Origin of the sequence: Neoroseomonas terrae (assembly GCF_018129025.1) — a bacterium.
Lineage (GTDB): Bacteria > Pseudomonadota > Alphaproteobacteria > Acetobacterales > Acetobacteraceae > Neoroseomonas > Neoroseomonas terrae.
In genome coordinates this window covers 219,829-237,244 of the sequence record NZ_JAAEDI010000002.1, presented here as the reverse complement: position 1 = coordinate 237,244, position 17,416 = coordinate 219,829, and the positions used below count along the sequence as shown (strand labels likewise).

At 71.2% G+C, this 17,416-nt stretch carries 14 protein-coding genes; 5 read left to right on the top strand and 9 right to left on the bottom strand.

Going from position 1 to position 17,416, the window contains the following annotated elements; translation table 11 throughout:
• Positions 1 to 9 precede the first annotated feature (9 nt).
• The 3 genes from GXW78_RS02530 to GXW78_RS02520 all read right to left on the bottom strand — a co-directional run bounded on the left by GXW78_RS02530 (position 10) and on the right by GXW78_RS02520 (position 2,830).
• Entirely contained in the window at positions 10 to 573 is a 564-nt protein-coding gene (locus tag GXW78_RS02530; protein ID WP_211865769.1) for a 2'-5' RNA ligase family protein, read from the bottom strand.
• A gap of 98 nt (positions 574 to 671) precedes the next feature.
• Positions 672 to 1,145 (bottom strand): Cys-tRNA(Pro) deacylase, encoded by a 474-nt coding sequence (gene ybaK / locus GXW78_RS02525; RefSeq protein ID WP_211865767.1) that lies wholly within the window; start codon positions 1,143 to 1,145, stop codon positions 672 to 674.
• A 95-nt stretch (positions 1,146 to 1,240) separates the two neighbouring features.
• Positions 1,241 to 2,830, bottom strand: coding sequence for an ABC transporter substrate-binding protein (locus GXW78_RS02520; protein WP_211865848.1), 1,590 nt, complete (start codon positions 2,828 to 2,830; stop codon positions 1,241 to 1,243).
• A gap of 319 nt (positions 2,831 to 3,149) precedes the next feature.
• Between GXW78_RS02520 and GXW78_RS02515 the strand changes: the two genes are divergently transcribed.
• From GXW78_RS02515 to trhA, 3 genes are all read left to right on the top strand, one after another.
• Entirely contained in the window at positions 3,150 to 4,571 is a 1,422-nt protein-coding gene (locus GXW78_RS02515; protein ID WP_211865765.1) for a cryptochrome/photolyase family protein, read from the top strand.
• A gap of 41 nt (positions 4,572 to 4,612) precedes the next feature.
• Positions 4,613 to 5,338: a metallophosphoesterase gene (locus tag GXW78_RS02510; protein WP_338147664.1), complete on the top strand. Its 726-nt coding sequence runs from the start codon at positions 4,613 to 4,615 to the stop codon at positions 5,336 to 5,338.
• An 81-nt stretch (positions 5,339 to 5,419) separates the two neighbouring features.
• Positions 5,420 to 6,097 (top strand): PAQR family membrane homeostasis protein TrhA, encoded by a 678-nt coding sequence (trhA, locus tag GXW78_RS02505; RefSeq protein WP_211865763.1) that lies wholly within the window; start codon positions 5,420 to 5,422, stop codon positions 6,095 to 6,097.
• 168 nt (positions 6,098 to 6,265) lie between these two features.
• Here trhA and GXW78_RS02500 read toward each other — a convergent pair whose 3' ends face one another.
• Positions 6,266 to 8,632 carry a glycosyltransferase gene (locus tag GXW78_RS02500; RefSeq protein WP_211865761.1) on the bottom strand — a complete coding sequence of 789 codons (2,367 nt, stop codon included), beginning with the start codon at positions 8,630 to 8,632 and terminating at the stop codon, positions 6,266 to 6,268.
• 1 nt (position 8,633) lies between these two features.
• Complete coding sequence (locus GXW78_RS02495; RefSeq protein WP_211865759.1) at positions 8,634 to 10,265, bottom strand: thiamine pyrophosphate-binding protein; 1,632 nt, start codon at positions 10,263 to 10,265, stop codon at positions 8,634 to 8,636.
• Between the two features lie 157 nt (positions 10,266 to 10,422).
• Here GXW78_RS02495 and GXW78_RS02490 point away from each other — a divergent pair, with 157 nt between their 5' ends.
• Together GXW78_RS02490 and GXW78_RS02485 are read left to right on the top strand one after the other, a co-directional pair.
• The gene (locus GXW78_RS02490) at positions 10,423 to 11,403 is read left to right on the top strand and encodes a Bug family tripartite tricarboxylate transporter substrate binding protein (RefSeq protein WP_211865757.1); all 981 of its coding nucleotides are present in this window, start codon (positions 10,423 to 10,425) and stop codon (positions 11,401 to 11,403) included.
• Between the two features lie 104 nt (positions 11,404 to 11,507).
• Positions 11,508 to 12,482, top strand: coding sequence for a Bug family tripartite tricarboxylate transporter substrate binding protein (locus tag GXW78_RS02485; protein WP_211865755.1), 975 nt, complete (start codon positions 11,508 to 11,510; stop codon positions 12,480 to 12,482).
• 329 nt (positions 12,483 to 12,811) lie between these two features.
• Here GXW78_RS02485 and GXW78_RS02480 read toward each other — a convergent pair whose 3' ends face one another.
• From GXW78_RS02480 to GXW78_RS02465, 4 genes are all read right to left on the bottom strand, one after another.
• The gene (locus GXW78_RS02480; RefSeq protein ID WP_211865753.1) at positions 12,812 to 14,284 is read right to left on the bottom strand and encodes a helicase HerA domain-containing protein; all 1,473 of its coding nucleotides are present in this window, start codon (positions 14,282 to 14,284) and stop codon (positions 12,812 to 12,814) included.
• Positions 14,285 to 14,696: 412 nt separating this feature from the next.
• A complete protein-coding gene (locus GXW78_RS02475; RefSeq protein WP_211865751.1) occupies positions 14,697 to 15,665 on the bottom strand; it encodes a Bug family tripartite tricarboxylate transporter substrate binding protein in 969 nt (322 codons plus the stop codon).
• A 158-nt stretch (positions 15,666 to 15,823) separates the two neighbouring features.
• Entirely contained in the window at positions 15,824 to 16,972 is a 1,149-nt protein-coding gene (locus GXW78_RS02470) for a hypothetical protein (protein ID WP_211865749.1), read from the bottom strand.
• A 9-nt stretch (positions 16,973 to 16,981) separates the two neighbouring features.
• The gene (locus GXW78_RS02465) at positions 16,982 to 17,395 is read right to left on the bottom strand and encodes a DUF3830 family protein (protein WP_211865747.1); all 414 of its coding nucleotides are present in this window, start codon (positions 17,393 to 17,395) and stop codon (positions 16,982 to 16,984) included.
• Positions 17,396 to 17,416 lie beyond the last annotated feature (21 nt).

Here is a 17,416-nt window from a genome sequence, read left to right as displayed (position 1 = left end):
GGCACGGCCTCAAACCGCGAGTGGAAAGCGGCGAAGAATTCGATACTCCTCGCCGCTCAGGATGAGGGCGACCTCCTGCACAGCGATCCGAACTGGGTCGATGGCTTGGACCGTCAGGGCGGTTGCACCGCGCCCCAACGTGATGTGCGGCGCGAAGTCGGGCCGCGCCTTGCGTCCTTGCCGTATCAAGCCCCCCATCAGCTCCTGGTGCAGCGGCGCGAGAGCCTCGCTCTCCGCTCGCAGAATCAGCCGGAATGGGTCCGGCGCCGCGCTCGGCGTGCGGATGCAGGCTGCCTCGCCGCACGACATTTCGAAGGCCGGCGTGCGTATCTGACCCGCGGCCCGCTCCACCGCATGGATAAGCCGCTCCGGCGGTCGCGCGCCGTGCCGCAGGAAATGGAGCGACAGATGATGCGAGCCGACCCGCGTGCAGTTCCAGCCGACGGCGTGGCGCGTCATGGTTCCGGCGAGGTCGCCTAACCGACGACCCACCGCTGATTCCATGACCAGGCCCAGGTAGAGCCTCGGCGCTTTATTCGGCGGCGGCGGGAGAAAATCGAAGACCTGTTGCACGGGGCATCGTCCTGCGCTGCCGTTCTCCCCCGGTCCCCCAACCCGCCTCAGAACTAGAACATAAAGAGAACTACCGCAAGGTCGTCATAGGCCAGCGATCACGCGACCAGCGGTGCCACGATTGCCTTGAGCACCGCCACCGCGTCCTGCGGGCCGAGCCGAACCTGCAACCCGCGCTGCCCGCCATTCATGTAGACGAGCTCATGCGCCATCGCCTGCGCCTCGATGGCTGTCCTCACCGGCCGCATCTGCCCGAAGGGGCTGATGCCGCCGACCTTGTAGCCGGTGACGCGCTCGGCCTCGGCCGGCTTCATCATCTGTGCGGACTTGCCGCCGAACGCCGCGGCCAGGCGCTTCATCGACACCTCATGGTCGGATGGCACGATGACGCAGGCGGGCTTGCCGTCCACCAGCGCCATCAGCGTCTTCAGCACGCGCGACGGTGCCTCCCCCAGCGCCTCGGCGGCCTGCAACCCGATGCTGTCGGCATCCGGGTCGTAGTCGTAGCTGTGCAGGGTGAAGGCGATGCCGGCCCTGGTCAGCATCGTCGTGGCGCGCGTGGCTTTGGACATGATGCCGCACCACAGGGCCGGCCGCACCGGCCCGTCAACAGGAACGGTACGAAAGGCGCGGCGGATCCGACCGGCCTCGGCAGCGGCGAACTCCCTCAGCTCCGCCGCACGCTCCAGAACGTGGCGAAGCCTTCCTGGATCCCCGTCAGGTTGCTGCGGAACGCGGTCGGCTGGAGGTACTGCCCGGTAGGGTAGTACGGCACCTCCCGCATCGCCTCGATCTGGATGTCGCGGCAGATCGCCTGCTGGGCCGCGAGGTCCGGGGCGCGGAACCAGGCGCCGCGCAGCTCCTCGATGCGCGGCATCGTTGCCCAGCCGGCGTAGCCCGCCTCGCCATTGCCGCGCAGCGCGATGTGCCCGGCGGGGTTCAGCCAGTCGGTGCCGGCCCAGTTGGTGATGAAGGCGGACCAGCCGCCGTCGCTCACCGGCCCCTTGCGGTTGCGGCGCTGGAGCATGGCGTTGAACTCGACCGAATAGATCTCGACGTTCAGCCCGGCACGGCGGAACTGATCCTCCACCACCGCGCCCATCGCCGCGTTCGGCGCGGAGGTCGATGGGATCATGAAGACCACTTTCTCGTCGCGGTATCCGGCCGCCCGCAGCGCCTGCTTCACGCGATCATAGTTCCGCGGGCCCTTCAGCGGCTCGAGCCCCGCATCCGACGCCATCGGCGTGCCGGGCCCGAAGAAGCCCAGCGGCACATGGTACAGGCTGGGATCGTCGCCCACCAACGCCTGCATGCAGGCCGTCTGGTCGATCGCCCCCCACAGCGCGCGCCGGATCTCCGGATTGTCGAAGGGCGCCTGCAGGTGGTTCACCCGCACCATGCCGACGAAGCCCGACGTGTCGAGCACCCGCACCGTCACGCCCCGCGCGCGGCGAAGCTGCGGCAGCAGGTCGTGATAGGCGTATTCCTGCCAATCCTGCTCACCCTGGACCAGCGCGTTGGTCGCCGTCGCCTGGTCGGGCATCACCTTCCATTCGACGCGGTCGAAATGCACGACCTTGGGGCCGGAGGTCCAACCGCCCACCCCATCCCGGCGCGGCACGTAGCGGTCGAACTTCGCATAGACGATCTGCGATCCCGGGACGCGCTCATTGTCCACGAAGCGGAAGGGACCGCTGCCGATCAGCTCCGGCACCTGCCGGAACGGGTCGGTGTTGGCGAGACGCTCCGGCATCATCGCGCAGACCGGCACCGACGCCTTGCCCAGCGCGATCGGCAGCAGCGGGAAGGGATGCTTCAGGCGGAAGCGGATGGTGCGGTCGTCGGGCGCCGATAGTTCCTCGGTCGCCTCCAGCAGCGTCGCGCCGAACGGGTCGCGGCGCGCCCAGCGGCGGATCGAGGCGACGCAATCCCGCGCCAGCACGCGCTCGCCATCGTGGAACAGCAGCCCGTCCCGGAGCGTCAGGTTCCACAGCTTCCCGTCATTCTCGATGGTGTGGCCATCGACCATCTGCGGCGTCGCCTGATAGGCCGCATCCATGCCGTAGAGCGTGTCGAAGACCATGTAGCCATGGTTCCGCGAGACATAGGCGGTGGTGGTGACGGGATCGAGCGTCACCAGGTCCTGCTGCGGGGTGAAGCGCAGCGTGGTCGCCGATTGCGCGCGCAGCAGGCGCGGGCCGGCCAGGCTCGCGGCAAGCCCACCGCCGGCGGCACGGATCAGGGTACGTCGCTGCATCGTCATCGGGGGTTCCTCTCGCGGGATTCGGTCACATGGCGCATCGGGTCGTGACGGGGCTCCGGCAAGCGTCCGTGACGGGAGCCTGCGCCGGCGATGCCATGCGCCTCAAGCATCGTGTCACGCCCCGCATCGGCACCTGCCCGTCGTTGCGGCAGGCACTGCCGGACGGCCAGGCATGCCCCGGCGGGAATACGGGATGGCGGGCGCGACACGATGGCTCCAAGGCGTGACCCGGTCCGCCCAGCAAGGTCGGGGCCAGTGGGCTTGTGATGACAGGCCCATGACGCGCCGCCGCCTCGGCCCCACATCATGACGGATGCATGAGCCCGCGCTGATCTGGTTCCGCCAGGACCTTCGCCTTGCCGACAATCCGGCGCTGGCCGCGGTGCAGGACCGCCCCGTCCTGCCCGTCTATGTCATCGAGGACGGTCCATGGTCGCCCGGCGCTGCCTCGCGCTGGTGGCTGCACCACAGCCTCGTCTCGCTCGGCCAGGCGCTGGCCGGGCTTGGCACGCCGCTATTCGTCTGCCGCGGCGATGCGCGGCGGATCATCCCCGATCTCGCCGCAAGCATCGGGGCAACCGAGGTGCACGCCGGTGGGCAGACGGAGCCCGCCGCCCGCGATCGCGACGCCGAGACGCAGACGGCGCTGCAGGCGGCCGGGGCGCGCCTCATCCTGCACCGCAGCGCGCTGATGCATGACCCGACGCGGGTGCGGACCGCGGCGGGCAAGCCATTCTCCGTCTACACGCCGTTCTCGCGTGCTGCCGCGATGGGGTTCGACGTCCTGCCGCCGCCAATCCCCGCCCCTCGGCGGCTGATCGGCGCGGCGGCCGCCCCCACCGGCCTTCGCCCCGGGCAGTTCGGCCTGCTGCCCCGGCCGGACTGGGCCGGCGAGTTCGCCGACTGGTGGACGCCCGGCGAGGCCGGCGCCATGGCGCGGCTCGACAGCTTCCTGGAGGACGGGCTGGCCGACTACGCCCAGGGCCGGGACCAGCCGGCCATGGAGGACGGCACCTCCCGCCTCTCCCCCCATCTGCATTTCGGCGAGGTCTCGCCGGCCACGTTCTGGCACGCCACGCAGGGCCGGCGGGGCACCGGCCGCGACATCTTCCGCAAGGAGTTGCTGTGGCGGGAATTCTCCCACCACCTGCTCTGGCACCGGCCGGAGATGCCGGAACGGGCGTTGCGGCCCGCATTCGATGCCTTCCCCTGGCGCAGCGATGCCGCGATGCTGCGCGCCTGGCAGCGCGGCCGGACCGGGATTCCGATCGTCGACGCCGGGATGCGACAGCTCTGGCGCATCGGCTGGATGCACAACCGGGTCCGGATGATCACCGCCTCCTTCCTGATCAAGCACCTGTTGCAGCCCTGGCAGGACGGTGAGGCCTGGTTCTGGGACACGCTGGTGGACGCCGACCTCGGCAACAACGCGGCCTCCTGGCAGTGGGTCGCCGGATGCGGCGCCGATGCCGCGCCCTTCTTCCGGATCTTCAACCCGGTGCTGCAGGGGCAGAAATTCGACGCCGGCGGCGCCTATGTCCGCCGCTGGTGTCCCGAGCTGGCCGGCCTGCCGGACCGCTTCATCCACCGCCCGCATGAAGCGCCGGCCGACGTGCTACGCGAAGCCGGCATCGCCATCGGTCGCGACTACCCTGCCCCGGTCGTCGATCTGGCCGAAGGTCGGTCCCGGGCGCTGGCGGCCTTCGCGGCCGTGAAGGGCGCGGACGCGGCGTGATTCCAACACCCGACAGCCTCCGGTCGGCCGGATTCGCCGGGGTGCGCGTTGTCGGTGACACGCATGGCGATGCCCGTGGCTTCGCCGCCGCCCTCGCGGGCGCGGAAGCGGCCGGGCTGTTCGTGATCCAGCTCGGCGACCTGACCGACCACGGACCCGACAACCCCGCCGTGCTACGCGCGATGTTCGCCGCCATGGATGCCGGGCGCGGCCTGTTCATGCTCGGCAACCACGACCACAAGCTGCGCCGGGCGCTGCTCGGGCAGTCGGTGCGGATCGAGCGGGACGGCCTCGGCCGGACGCTCGAGCAGATTGCCGCCGCGCCGGACGGCGCAACGCTGAAGGCCCGCGACATCGAGGAGATCGGCCGCGCGCCGGCCTGGCTGCCGCTCGGCCGGCTGTTCTGTGTCCACGCCGCCTTCCATGACGGTATGCTGCAGCACGCCCCGCCACCCGATGCCGGGCAGACGCCGCCCGAGGGCCTCGTCGGCCGCGCCATCTTCGGCCAGGTGACGGGTCGCCGCGGTGCGGACGGCTTCCCCGTCCGCCTGACGGCCTGGGTCGACCGCATCCCCGCCTGGCTGACCGTGCTGGTCGGCCACGACAACCGGTCACGCGACGGACGGCCGGTGATCATGGTGGGGGAGCGCGGGGGGCGCGCGATCTTCCTCGACACCGGCGCCGGCAAGGGGGGTGCGCTCGCCTGGCAGGATTTCAGCCTCGCCGAGGTGATGGCCGAGCGCCCCGTCTCGGCAGCCGTCCGTTGAACCGCCGCCGGCGCGTCGCGTCGGCGGAACAACATACTGGTGATGCGCCACGCCGCGTCGCGCCGGTAGGCTGACGACCTCATGCGATTCTCCGACAGGACACCCCTCCCCGTCCGCGCCGGACGCCCCGACACCGAGGCCGAGCGCCGGCTCGACGCCGCCATCCTGGGTGGCGGGCTGGCCGCGGCGATCATCGGCTGCACCACCATCGCCGCGACGCTGCCGGCGCAGGCGCGGCCGGGACCCATCGCGGCGCTCGCCTTCTACGGCATCGGGCTGATCGCGATGCTGGGCTTCGCGCTGTCCTACAACCTGGCCCGCGGCGACCGGGCGCGGGGCATCCTGCGGCGGCTGGACCATGCCGGGATATTCCTGATGATCGCCGGCACCTACACGCCCTTCGCCCTAGTCGCGATCGGCGGCGCCTGGGGCTGGACGCTGATCGCCTTCGTCTGGTCCGGCGCGCTTGCCGGCGTGGTGATCAAACTCGGGTGGCCGCATCGCTTCGAGCGCGCGTCGATCGTCGCCTATCTGGCGCTCGGCTGGGCGTTGCTCGGCGCGGTACCGCCGATGATCGAACACCTGCCGGCCGAAGCGCTGGTCCTGCTGGGGGCGGGCGGCGTGCTCTACAGCGGCGGGGTGGGGTTCCATCTCCTGCGGCGCATGCCGTTCCAGAACGAGGCGTGGCATCTGTGCGTGGTGGCCGCCGCCGCCTGCCATTTCGCCGCGGTGGTGGTGGCGGTGGTGCCGGTAGCGTGATGCCCGTCCCGGCCCGCTTCATGGGTCGGCGCCGGCTCTGTTCCGCGTCGGAGCACTGATGCCGTCACCCCGCGGCCGGCTTGCGCGCGATGCGTCGGCGCGCGGTGCGCAGCGGATCGTTCGGGCAGCCTCCGGCACTTCGATCGGCGGCACCGTCGATGCAGCCCGTCACCCCGCCGCTGCGATGGCCTCAAGACGATCGATCAGAAGCAGCAGCCGCGGCGCCAGCAGCAGGCTGAGGCCCAGCGCGTGCCGAGCGGCGCCGTCCTCCGGTTTGGCGGCGGGCAGCAACGCGACGACATCCGGGGCCGCCACCGGCTCCCGCCCCGCCAGCAGCGCAAGCACCGCGGCGCCGCCATCGTCGGCCGTCATCGGACCGTCGCCACGCCGCGCCGCCCCCAGGCGCATCGGTCCCGGTTGCCAGGCCGCCACTGGCGGACCATCCGCGATCGGGGCTGCGGCGAAGGCCATCCGAGCCTCCGCCGCCGAGACCAACCCGCAGGGCGGCGCGATCGCCTCGGTGACGATCGCCGATTGCTGCAGCAGGGCACCGCGCCGCGCCGCGCGCGCCGGCACCACGATGTCGAGCGCGCGCGCCATCGCGGCGTTGGAGGCAGCGTCGAGGTGATCCTCGAGGAACCAGCCGATCGTCGGGCCCGCGAAACCGGCGGCACGCAGGGCCGGCACCCAGTCCATGCCGTCATGGGCGCCGAGCAGGCGCAACACCATGTCGGCCTCGACGCCCGCCGCGGGCGCGCGCGGCCGCACCTCCAGCGCGACGCGCCGGGCGGCGAGGGCATCACGCGCCTCGGCGATCGCCATGCGCGACATTGTCTCGGCGCCACGCGGGTCGATCAGCAGCAGCCGTGCCGGGCGGCCCGACGGACGCAAAGCCGGTCGCAGCCGGGCCGCGATCTCCGCGCGGCGCGAGGAAGGCGGTGCGGGCGCGGCGAAGCGGTCGCGCACGGCGACCTGCTCGGCCGCCAGCGCCGCGCGCAGCCCGCTCCGCTGCGCCGCATGAACGCGATAGAAGGCGACCGGCCAGGGCACCTGCGCGATGCGCGCGCCCGCCCGCGCCGCACGGAGCCACAGTTCGTAGTCGAACACCGCCGAAAGCCCGGTATCGAGCCGGCCGCCGAGTTGCTCCCAGAAGCGCCGTGCCACCAGAACCTCGGGCTGGAGGAAGAAGCGGCCTTCCCCCCAGCGGCCGAAGATGTCGGCAAGGCCCTCCACGGTGAAGTCCTCTGGCCCGTCCGCCAGCGGCTGCTGGATGCCGGTGATCCGGCGCGCCCGATGCGCCACCGACCAGCCGTGCACGAGATCGGCGTTCCCGGCCGCCGCATAGGCTGCGCCCAGCCTGTGCAGAGCCCCCGGCGCCAGCAGGTCGTCGGCATTGATCCAGCCGAGCAGGTCGGCGTCGCTGCCGGCGAAGCCCTTCGCAATGGCTTCGGCCGGGCCGCCGTCGCGCCCGACGATCACCGCGTGCAGCCGGTCGCGGTGCCGCGCCAGCACCGCCGCCGTGCCATCCGTTGAGCCGCCATCCACCACGACATGCTCGACCGCCGGATAGCCCTGCGCCGCGACGGACAGGATCGTCTCCTCCAGCCACGGCCCTGGGTTCAGGCAGGGCGTGACGAGCCGGATGCGCGGCCATCGCGCACCTGGCGGCAGCAGCGATTCCAAGCCGCGCCGCGCCGCGTCGGGCGGCGCGGCGAAGGGCCAGGGCAACTCGCCGAAGCGCGGCCAGGCGGCGCCGGCAAGCAGCCGCGTCCCCGTTGCCGGCAGGCCGCCGAGCAGGTCCCGCGCGCCCTGCGCATCCCCGGCGGCGAGCGCCGCATACCCGGCATTGAAGCGCGCCGAGGGATCGACCGGCAGGCCGGCCTGCGCCGCCGCGAAGGCGATCCCGGCCCGGGCGCCACCCTGCGTCGCGAGCAAAGCGAGGCCCGGCAGGCTTTGGACGACCGCGAGGCCGGGCCGCGTCAGCCGCTCGGCCAGCGCGCGATGCCCCTGCGCGAGGATGGCGGCACCGAGCGCGGCCAGCAGGTCGTCGCGCCCGGCGTCCTCGAGAAGCCGCGCCAGTTCGACGATGTCGCCCTCGGGCGCAGCGGCCGGATCCATGCCGGCGGCCGCGGCAAGTTCCTCCAGCAGGTGCGTGTCGGCGCCATCCTGCAGGCCACGCCGATAGCTCGGCAGGCCGGCGGCGAGGAACAGGCCGATGGTCGCGCGCGCCGGACAGCCGCGCCAGCAGCGCAGCAGGAGTGCCGTGGCCGCCTTCCCCGCGCCGGTGACGTGCAGATGGCCAGCAACACGCACACCGGCCGCCGCATCACCGCCCGCTGCCAGCGGCGGGCCGGCAAGCGCGACGGCGGAGGCCGCGCGTCCCAGCGTCGCGTGCAGCAGTGCAGCACGCAGCCACAGCGCGGGCTCGAGGATGGCGGGGTCGATGGCCTCCGCGGCCAGGGCGACCGCGCCTTCCGCATTCCCGGCTGCGGCGGCGGCCTCGGCGGCGGCGAGCCGTGCCTCGGCCTCCGTCACCCTACTCCGCCGCCTGCGCCGTCATTGGCAGCACCGCTGCCAACGAGGTCCGCACCACGATCGCCGCGGGCCCCGGCGCGGCCAGCGCCGCGGCCAGCGCTGGGAAGTCGGCCGTGCTGTCCACCCGCGTGACCGGCACGCCGAAGGCGGCGCACCAGGCGACGAAATCCGGGTTCGCCAGGCTGGTGCCGGAGACGCGGCCCGGATGCGCCCGTTCCTGGTGGATGCGGATCGAGGCATAGGCCCCGTTGTCCGACAGCAGCAGCTTGAGCGGCACGCCGCGCGCCACCGCCACGGCGAATTCACCGGCGGTCATCAGCGCGCCGCCATCGCCGACCGCGGCGATCACCTGGCGGTCCGGATAGCGCAGCGAGGCGGCGACGCCGGCCGGCACGCCGAAGCCCATCGCACCCGAGACCGGCGCCAGCAGCCGCTGCGGCGGCACCCACGGCACCTTGCGATAGAAAGGCGCGCCGAAGGTGCCGGCATCGAGGGTGACGATGGCGCCGGCCGTGGCGACCTCACCCACCAGCCGCGCCACTTCCGCGAAGGCGACGCCGTCATTGTGCTGGCCGGGGCGCACGCCGGTATCGGCAAGGTGGATCGCGCGCAGCCGCGCCGTCCAGCCCGCGCGTGAGGCGGGCGCCGCCGGTGCCTCGGCCCCGAGCGCGGCGATCAGCGCCAGCGCATCCACCGGCAGCGCCAGCTCGGCCGGGAACAGCCAGCCGAGGAAGCGCGGTTCGGCACAGACATGCACGAGACGCTGGCCGGCGGCGGGCCAGGTCCAGCCCTGCGTCGTGATGTCGGTCAGCCGCGTCCCCAGCGCCAGCACCAGGTCGGATTCCGCGAAGGCCGCGCGCTGCGCGGGCGGATTGCTCAGACCCAGATCGCCCGCATAGAGCGCATGCCCGTTGTCGAACAGGTCCTGCCGGCGGAAGGACACGGCGACGGGGAGGTTCCAGGCCTCGGCGAAGGCGCGCAGCGCCTCGCGCCCGCCCGGCCGGTCGAAGGCGTGGCCGGCGAGCAGGATCGGGCGTTCGGCCCCGCGCAGCATCGCGGCGAGCCGCGCGATATCGGCCGGGGCCGGAATGGCCGGGGCGGGCAGCGTGGCCGCCGGCACCGGGGCGGCGCAGGGTTCGGCAAGGACATCCTCGGGCAGGGACAGCACGACCGGGCCGGGCACCCCCTGCATCGCCATCGCGTAGGCGCGGGCGATCAGTTCCGGCACCTGGTTCGGCTCGGTCGCCTCGCCCACCCACTTCGCGATGCCGCCGAACATCCGGCCGTAGTCGATCTCCTGGAACGCATTGCGGCGCAGGTCGCGCTTCTCGACCTGGCCGACCAGCAGGATCAGCGGCACCGCATCCTGCTCGGCCGTGTGCACGGCGATCGAGGCGTTGCAGGCACCCGGGCCACGACTGACCAGCACCACGCCCGGGCGGCCGGTCATCTTCGCGTCGGCCACGGCCATGAAGCCCGCCCCGCCCTCGCTGCGGCAGGTGACAAGATCGACGGCCGGGTTCGCATGCAGCGCATCGAGCAGCGCGATGTAGGATTCGCCCGGCACGCAGAAGGCGCGGTCGATGCCCTGGGCGGCGAGGAAGTCGATCAGTCGTTCGGCGGCAGTCGGCATCGGGCAGCGTTTCCCTGGATGATTGCCGATGGGATAGCGCGGTCCGGTCCGGCGATCCATGGCACCCGGTGGCGTCCCTCACGGTTCACGCTATGGTTCGTTGCAAGACCCGCACTGAAGCGCCGGGCCGAATGAACGTCATAGGGAAAGGTCCACCATGATCCGCCGCCGCCAAACCCTCGCCCTTGCCCTCGCCACCACGGCGGCACCGAGCCTCGTGCGTGCCCAGGGCAGCGCCGCCTGGCGCCCGACGCGCCCGATCCGGCTGATCGTGCCCTTCGCGCCGGGCGGGTCGAACGACATCGTCGGGCGCATCGTCGGAGACGCCGCCGGGCAGATCCTCGGCCAGTCCATCGTGATCGAGAGCCGCGCCGGCGCCGGCAGCGTCATCGGCACCGAAGTCGCTGCCCGCGCCCCGGCCGACGGCTATACGCTGCTGATCAACAGCGCCCACGCCACCGTGCCGGCGATCGTCGCGCGCGTGCCCTATGACGCGATCAACGACTTCGTCGGTATCGCCATCGCCGGCTTCTCCCCGCATGTGCTGGTGGCGAGCCCGCAGCTTCCGATCACCACCGCGCAGGAGCTGGTCGCGCTGCTGAAGGCCAATCCGGGCCGCTACAACCTCGCCACCGCCGGCATCGGCAGCGGCGTGCACGTCGCCGCCGAGCTGTTCCGCAGCGTCGCCGGCATCCAGGCGGAGCTGGTGCACTATCGCGGCGGCGGGCCGTCGGTGGCCGCCCTGATGGCGAACGAATCCCAGTTCGGCACGCCGACCATGGCCTCCTCGCTCGGGCAGATCCGCGGCGGCTCGATCCGCGCCCTCGCCGTGGCGTCCGCCGAGCGGAGCCCCGCGCTGCCCAACGTCCCGAGCGCACCGGAAGCCGGCCTGCCGCGCTTCATCTTCGAGGAGTTCTTCCCGATCCTCGCGCCGAAGGGAACGCCGCCCGAGGTGGTGGCCGCCCTCAGCACCGCCTTTCAGACCGCCATCAACCAGTCCGCCGACAAGATGAACGAGATGGCGGGCGTGCGGCCCCGCGCAGGCTACGAGACCCCCGCCAAGGTGATGGACCTCGTGCGCGAGGGCGTGGAGCAATACACCGCCATCCTGCGGGCGGCCGGCGTGCAGCCGGAATAACCTGCGGCGCGATCGTCCTGGCGGCCTGACCGATGTGATGTAGCCTGTTCCGGTCAGGACAGGCCGCAGCAAGAGCCCGTCCGGCCCAAGGAGGAAAAGCGCCCATGATCCATCGCCGCATCCTGCTCGCCGCCGCGGGTGGCCTGCCGCTCGCCGCCCCTGCCCTCGGGCAATCGCCTTGGCCCAACAGGCCGGTGCGGGTGATCGTCGGCTTCCCGCCCGGCGGCTCGCTGGACGTGATGACACGCCTCGCCTGCGAGCAGATGCAGGGCCGCTTCGGCCAGCCCTTCGTGGTCGAGACGCGCTCCGGCGCCTCGGGCAACATCGGCGCCGAGGCGATCGCACGGGCAACACCGGACGGCTACACCATCGGCACGGTCAGCATGCACAACCTGCTGATCAACCCGCTGCTGTTCAGGCGCCTGCCCTACGACGCGGCGAAGGATTTCGCCTGGATCAGCGCGATGTGGGACCTGCCCAACGTGGCGGTGGTGCCTACGCAGCACGTTCCGGCGCGAACGCTCGCGGAGTTCGTCCCCTGGGCCAAGGCGCGGCCGAACGGCGTGAGCTACGGGTCCTCGGGCGTCGGCACCACCATCCACCTGTCCGGTGCCTACCTGATGGCGCAGGCCGGCATCCGCGGCGAGCACGTCACCTTCCGCGGCGCCGCGCAGACCATCCCGGCGATGCTGTCGGGCGACATCCAGATCGCCGTGGACAACCTCGCCTCCTACGTTCCGATCATCCAGGAAGGGCAGATGAAGGCGCTGGCGGTGACCACGCGCGACCGCTGGCCCGGCCTGCCCGACGTGCCCACCATGGCCGAGGCAGGGTTCGCGGGCCTGTCCTACGGCCCCTGGCACCTCTGGGCCGGGCCGGCCGGCACGCCGCGCCCCGTGGTCGACCGACTGTCGCAGGAGATCCGCACCGCCTTCGCCGACCCGGCACTGCAGCAGCGCGCGATCGGCATGGGCGCAAGGCTGCTCGGCACCACGCCGGAGGAATTGGCCGCAAGGCTGGACCGCGAACGGCCCATCTGGGGGGAGATGGTGCGGATATCGGGGGCGCAGCCGGACTGAGCGCGGGGCGCCGCGCCCCTCCAGATCCCGGGTGCGCCAAAGTCCAGGAAGCCATCCTGCTTCTGCCTTCGCCATTGGAGGGGCTTTGCCCCTCCAAGCCACCCCAGCAAAGGCCGAAAGGCCTTTGCAAACCTCCACCTGGTGCCGTGCGCCGCTGACAGGATCAGTGCCGAAACCTGCCCTTGCGCACGGAAGGCGCCTGGAGGGCCGCAACACGCTGCTATGCGCGGCACCCACAGATTGCGGTCCAGGGGGTCCAACCCCCTGGCGGGGTGGTTCGGAGGGGCCGCGCCCCTCCGATCTTCGGCGCTGTCAGCACCGCGCGTCGGTCACGGCTCCCCCGCCGCGGTCTCCCATCCCAGCCCGACCATCGCCACCGCGCGTCGCCCCGCGCGTTCGGCCTTCAGCACGATGGCGCCGCGTTCCTCCAACCAGCCGAGCAGCCGCCGCGCGCGACCGAGCGACCGGCTGCCATAGGCGCGGGCGATCGCCTCATCCGACGGGCAGGGCGCGCCTTCCAGCGCGGTCCGGGCGAGCAGCAGGAAGACGCCCTGCGCATCCTCCGGCAACGCCTCGGCCCGTTCGACCGCCAGCGGCCAGTCGCTGCCCTCCATCGCCGCCTCGTCGATGCCCGCGATGGCGGCGGCGAGCATGCGCCGAAAAGCTGGAAGCTCCAGCGGTGGCCCGGCGATCTCCTGGATGCGGCAGCGGACGGCAAAGTCCTGGTAGAGCAGCGCCGCGGGCCGGAACGGCGCCTCGGGATCCTCCATGATCTGGTGGAGGATTGCGGCGAGGCGGCGCTCGCGCTCGGCGCGCTCCTCGTCGCTTGGCGGCGCCGGCGGTTCGGCCGCGGGCTCGGGTCGGTACTGCGACAATTGCTGCAGGATGTCCGGTGCCGGCGGGCGCGGCGCGCGGCGCGGGCGCACGGGCAGCGCCGCCTCCGGCTCCGGCGCGTTCAGGATGAGCTCGCGCGCCTGCTCCACCGCGGCAGTGTCGGGCGGCGGAACCAGCTTCGGGCCGGCGCTGCGTGTCGCCGTCTCGACCACACCGATGCGCACCGGCAGCGGCCGGCGCGACAAGGCCGGCCCGAGCGCCACGAAGTTCCCGCGCGGCAGGTCGCGGAACATCTCGGCCTGACGGCGTTCCATGCCCAGCAGGTCCGCCGCGCGCGCCATGTCGATATCGAGGAAGGTGCGGCCCATCATGAAGTTCGACGCCTCGGCCGCGACATTCTTGGCGAGCTTCGCCAGGCGCTGCGTCGCGATGACGCCGGCCAGGCCGCGCTTACGCCCGCGGCACATCAGGTTGGTCATCGCGCCGAGGGCAAGGCGGCGCGCATCGTCCGATACCTCCGACGCCGCGGCAGGGGCGAAGAGCTGCGCCTCATCCACCACCACCATCACCGGGGACCACAGGTCGCGTTCGGCATCGAACAGGCCGTTCAGGAAAGCGCCGGCCCGGCGGAGCTGGTCGTCCACCTCCACCGATTCCAGGTTCAGCACGACGGACACGCGATGGCGGCGGACGACATCGGCATTGCGCGCGAGCGCTGCCTCGGAATGATCGGCGGCATCCAGGACAAGGTGCCCGAACCGGTCGGCCAGGGTTACGAAATCGCCTTCCGGGTCGATCACGACCTGCTGCACCCAGGGGGCACTCTGTTCGAGCAGCCGGCGCAGCAGATGCGACTTTCCGGATCCGGAATTTCCCTGGACGAGAAGGCGGGTGGAGAGCAGCTCCTCAAGGTCGAGCAGCGCCGCCTCGCCCGAGGCAGCCTGCCCCATCTCGATCCCGATCGTCATTCCACCTTCCCGGTTCTGCCGCGGCGGCGGGAATCGCCCAGGCCACGGCGGCCCGCCGTCCTACCGAAGAACGGCAGGGGCCGAAACCCGGGCAGGCTTCGAAGCGAAGAAGGGCGACGCGCCCCTATGCGCGAATATGCCCCGCGGATGACTGCGAAGGGCTTTGAGCCATTCCCGACCACATCCCGGCAAAGCCGGGAGGGCCGCTGCAACCCCCCTCGTGCCGAGCAATACCGTTCGTCCGGAGTGGCGAGGCTGTAGGGAACACGTCCTGGCGACGGACGCGAAGGGCGCCGGCCCTTCCGGCCCCAACGCCAAATCAAGGTTTCCAAAGGCCCTTCGGCCTTTGGCGGGGTGAGGCCTGGAGAGGGGCAGAGCCCCTCTCCACCGCCACCGCGGACAGCGAAACCCCTTACCCGGCGCTCAGCCCCAGTTCCTGGATCAGCGCCGTCTCCTGCTGCACCATCTCCCGCAGCAGCGCCGCGTAGTCCGCGCTGTTGCGGTATTCCGGCAGCATCTCGTAGCGGTCGCGCATCTCGATGAAGCCCGGGTCCTGCATCGCCGCGTGGAAGGCTTCATGCAGCCGCGCCGTGATCGGCGCCGGCAGCCCGGCCGGAGCCATCAGCCCGAAGGGCGTCGTGACCACCTTGTTGTAGCCGAGGTCGATCAGCGTCGGCGTGTCCGGGAAGCGACGCAGGCGCTGCGGCGTCCAGGCCTGGACGAAGACCGCCTGGCCGCCCTCGACGAGGCCGGCCATGCTGGTCGAGCCCGCCATCAGGTCGATATGCCCGCCGATCATCGCCTGGGACCCGTCGGCATCGCCGCGGAAGGGCACATGCGTCACGTCCAGCCCCTCGCGCTTGCACAACTCGGCAAGGTGGACATGCGGCGTGCCGTTCGCGCCCGTGCTGCCGAAGGTCAGCTTGCCCGGGTTGGCGCGGGCTTCCTCGACGAAGCTGCGCCAACCATTGGCGAAGCGCCCGGTCTTGGCGGCCACGACGAAGGGATAGCCCACGACGCAGATGACCGGTGTGAAGTCCCGCAACGTGTCATAGGGCAGCCGCTGGAGGATCTGCACGCGGATCGCCGAGGCCGGGAACTGCGTCAGGGTGTAGCCATCCGGCCGGGCGCGGGCGACCTGCGCGGCGCCGAGCGTGTTCGCCGCGCCGGGCTTGTTCTCGATGACGATGGGCTGGCCGAGCAGCTTCGCCGCCGCCTCGGCAAGCGCACGCATCGAGATGTCGGTGGTCCCGCCCGGCGGAAAGGGCACGATCAGCGTGATCGGCCTCGTCGGGAAGGCGCCTTGGGCCTGGGCGATGCCGGGTGCCGCCAACGCGCCGAGCATCAGCGCGCGACGACGCAGGGTGGGGGTGATCGTCATGTCGTTCCTCCGGCAGGTGTCGGCCGGAAGCTAGGGATGGCGCGCAGTGGCCGCAATGCCGAGTTCGCGATCTTCGCTGCGGGCAGTCCGGGATGCGAGCGGCGACTGGTTGCCGGAGACCGGCCGAGCCGCACCTCTGGCCGATCGACGAGAGCAGGTTACTGTCTGGGTAGAGCGAAGGCCCGTGTCAGTCGAACGCGGAGTTCATCAACCCACGCCGCACGGACAGGGGTCCACACTCGCCCCAACATGCGCTCTCCGGCCTCCCGATCACCGGCATGCTGCGCCAGAGGCACGATCAGCGGCATGAGCTGGCCCGCGATGCTCGGATACTCGAGACTTTGTTCAGCGAGTGCCAAGGCGTCTGCATGGCGACCCATCATAGCGAGGCCGCGCACCATCCAATACTGGCCAATCGGTCTTCCCGACTTCCCAGTACGGCATAGTTCCTCCGCCAGCTCGTGGAGCTTCTCGCCGTTGTGACACCTGGAGGCGCAGATGCACGCGACCTCCAGCAAGGTCCGCCGTTCGTGCCCCAGCACGGCGGTGGCGTGCTTCACAATCGTATTCGAACGCCATGGCGTCGTCGCGCGACCGGCGAGATTCCGCAAAAAGGCTCGTGTGTCTCGACGCCGCCGCACGGACCGCCGCCACGCAGAAGCATTCCATGAGCCAGCGACGAACTCGTCGAAAACCGGGCCAAGCAGTGCCATGCGTTGCAAGTGCTCCGGCACCGCATGGCCAACAAAAGGTATGCGGAGAAATGTCGCAGCGTTCCCGAGACGGTCGGCGTGCTTAGCGTCAAGCCGCTCGTGCGGATCAAAGGTGACCAGCGCGCGACTCGCCCGATCCACCCCATGCTTCCCGTCGCGGAAAGCGCCGTCCCAATTCTGCCGGCGCCCCTGCGGAAATCTGGATTCCCATGGCACGATGCGGGTGTCCAACGTCGTTTGGGGATTGTGCGCGACGATGATGGCGCCGGGTGCCGCCGCCGCGAATGCGCATGCCCCGTAGCCCCCCATCGAACTGCCATAGAAGATGTGGCGATCATGAGCGGCGAGTAGAGTTCGAAAGGCTGCGCTTTTGAAATACGCATGAAGCGCCTCGCCTCGGTACCAGTCGTTCTCAAGCGGAACGATGCCAAGAACGCTGAAGTTCCGTTTTAGCAGAAAGGAGCGTCCCCAGACGTCCCGCTCGCCCGTCACCGCCAAGGGCTTCATCGGCGAGAAGGTGATAGCCAGCGAAGCCCCGCCCCGCGTGTAGGACAGCACGTACCCGCTCAACTCGAGCCTGAACGCGTCCATCACCGGGTGATTCTATACCGCCCGGAAGGAAATTGGCTTCGCCCCATCCCACAACACCGATCGCCCGACGACCGCGAGGCGATCGATCCCCTCGCGGATCGTCAGCACATGGTTGCCGGCAAGCTGCCCGGCCTTGGAGGCGAAACAGGTCGGGCCGTAGGCGACCAGGATCTCGGTCTCGCTGACCCCGCCGGGATAGACGATGACCTGACCGGGCGCAGGGTAGGAGGTCGCATTCTCGAAGCCGAGGCCGAGGTCGAAATCGCCCATCGGGATCCAGCACGCCTCGCCCGACCAGCGGACATGGATGATCCGGTTGGAATAGGGGACGAAGTCGCGGAAGCGGGCAACGGTCCTGGGCGCGTCCTTGGCCTCGTAGAAAGCCTCGAAGACCTCGCCGCCGATGTCGATGATCACGTCCGCCACGCCGGTCGCTCCTGCTGGTGT

Coding starts and splice junctions, on each gene's coding strand:
- ybaK (WP_211865767.1), bottom strand. CDS start 1,145: ATGTCCAAAGCCACGCGCGCCACGACGATGCTGACCAGGGCCGGCATC.
- GXW78_RS02520 (WP_211865848.1), bottom strand. CDS start 2,830: ATGCAGCGACGTACCCTGATCCGTGCCGCCGGCGGTGGGCTTGCCGCG.
- GXW78_RS02515 (WP_211865765.1), top strand. CDS start 3,150: ATGCATGAGCCCGCGCTGATCTGGTTCCGCCAGGACCTTCGCCTTGCC.
- trhA (WP_211865763.1), top strand. CDS start 5,420: ATGCGATTCTCCGACAGGACACCCCTCCCCGTCCGCGCCGGACGCCCC.
- GXW78_RS02495 (WP_211865759.1), bottom strand. CDS start 10,265: ATGCCGACTGCCGCCGAACGACTGATCGACTTCCTCGCCGCCCAGGGC.
- GXW78_RS02490 (WP_211865757.1), top strand. CDS start 10,423: ATGATCCGCCGCCGCCAAACCCTCGCCCTTGCCCTCGCCACCACGGCG.
- GXW78_RS02485 (WP_211865755.1), top strand. CDS start 11,508: ATGATCCATCGCCGCATCCTGCTCGCCGCCGCGGGTGGCCTGCCGCTC.
- GXW78_RS02480 (WP_211865753.1), bottom strand. CDS start 14,284: ATGACGATCGGGATCGAGATGGGGCAGGCTGCCTCGGGCGAGGCGGCG.
- GXW78_RS02475 (WP_211865751.1), bottom strand. CDS start 15,665: ATGACGATCACCCCCACCCTGCGTCGTCGCGCGCTGATGCTCGGCGCG.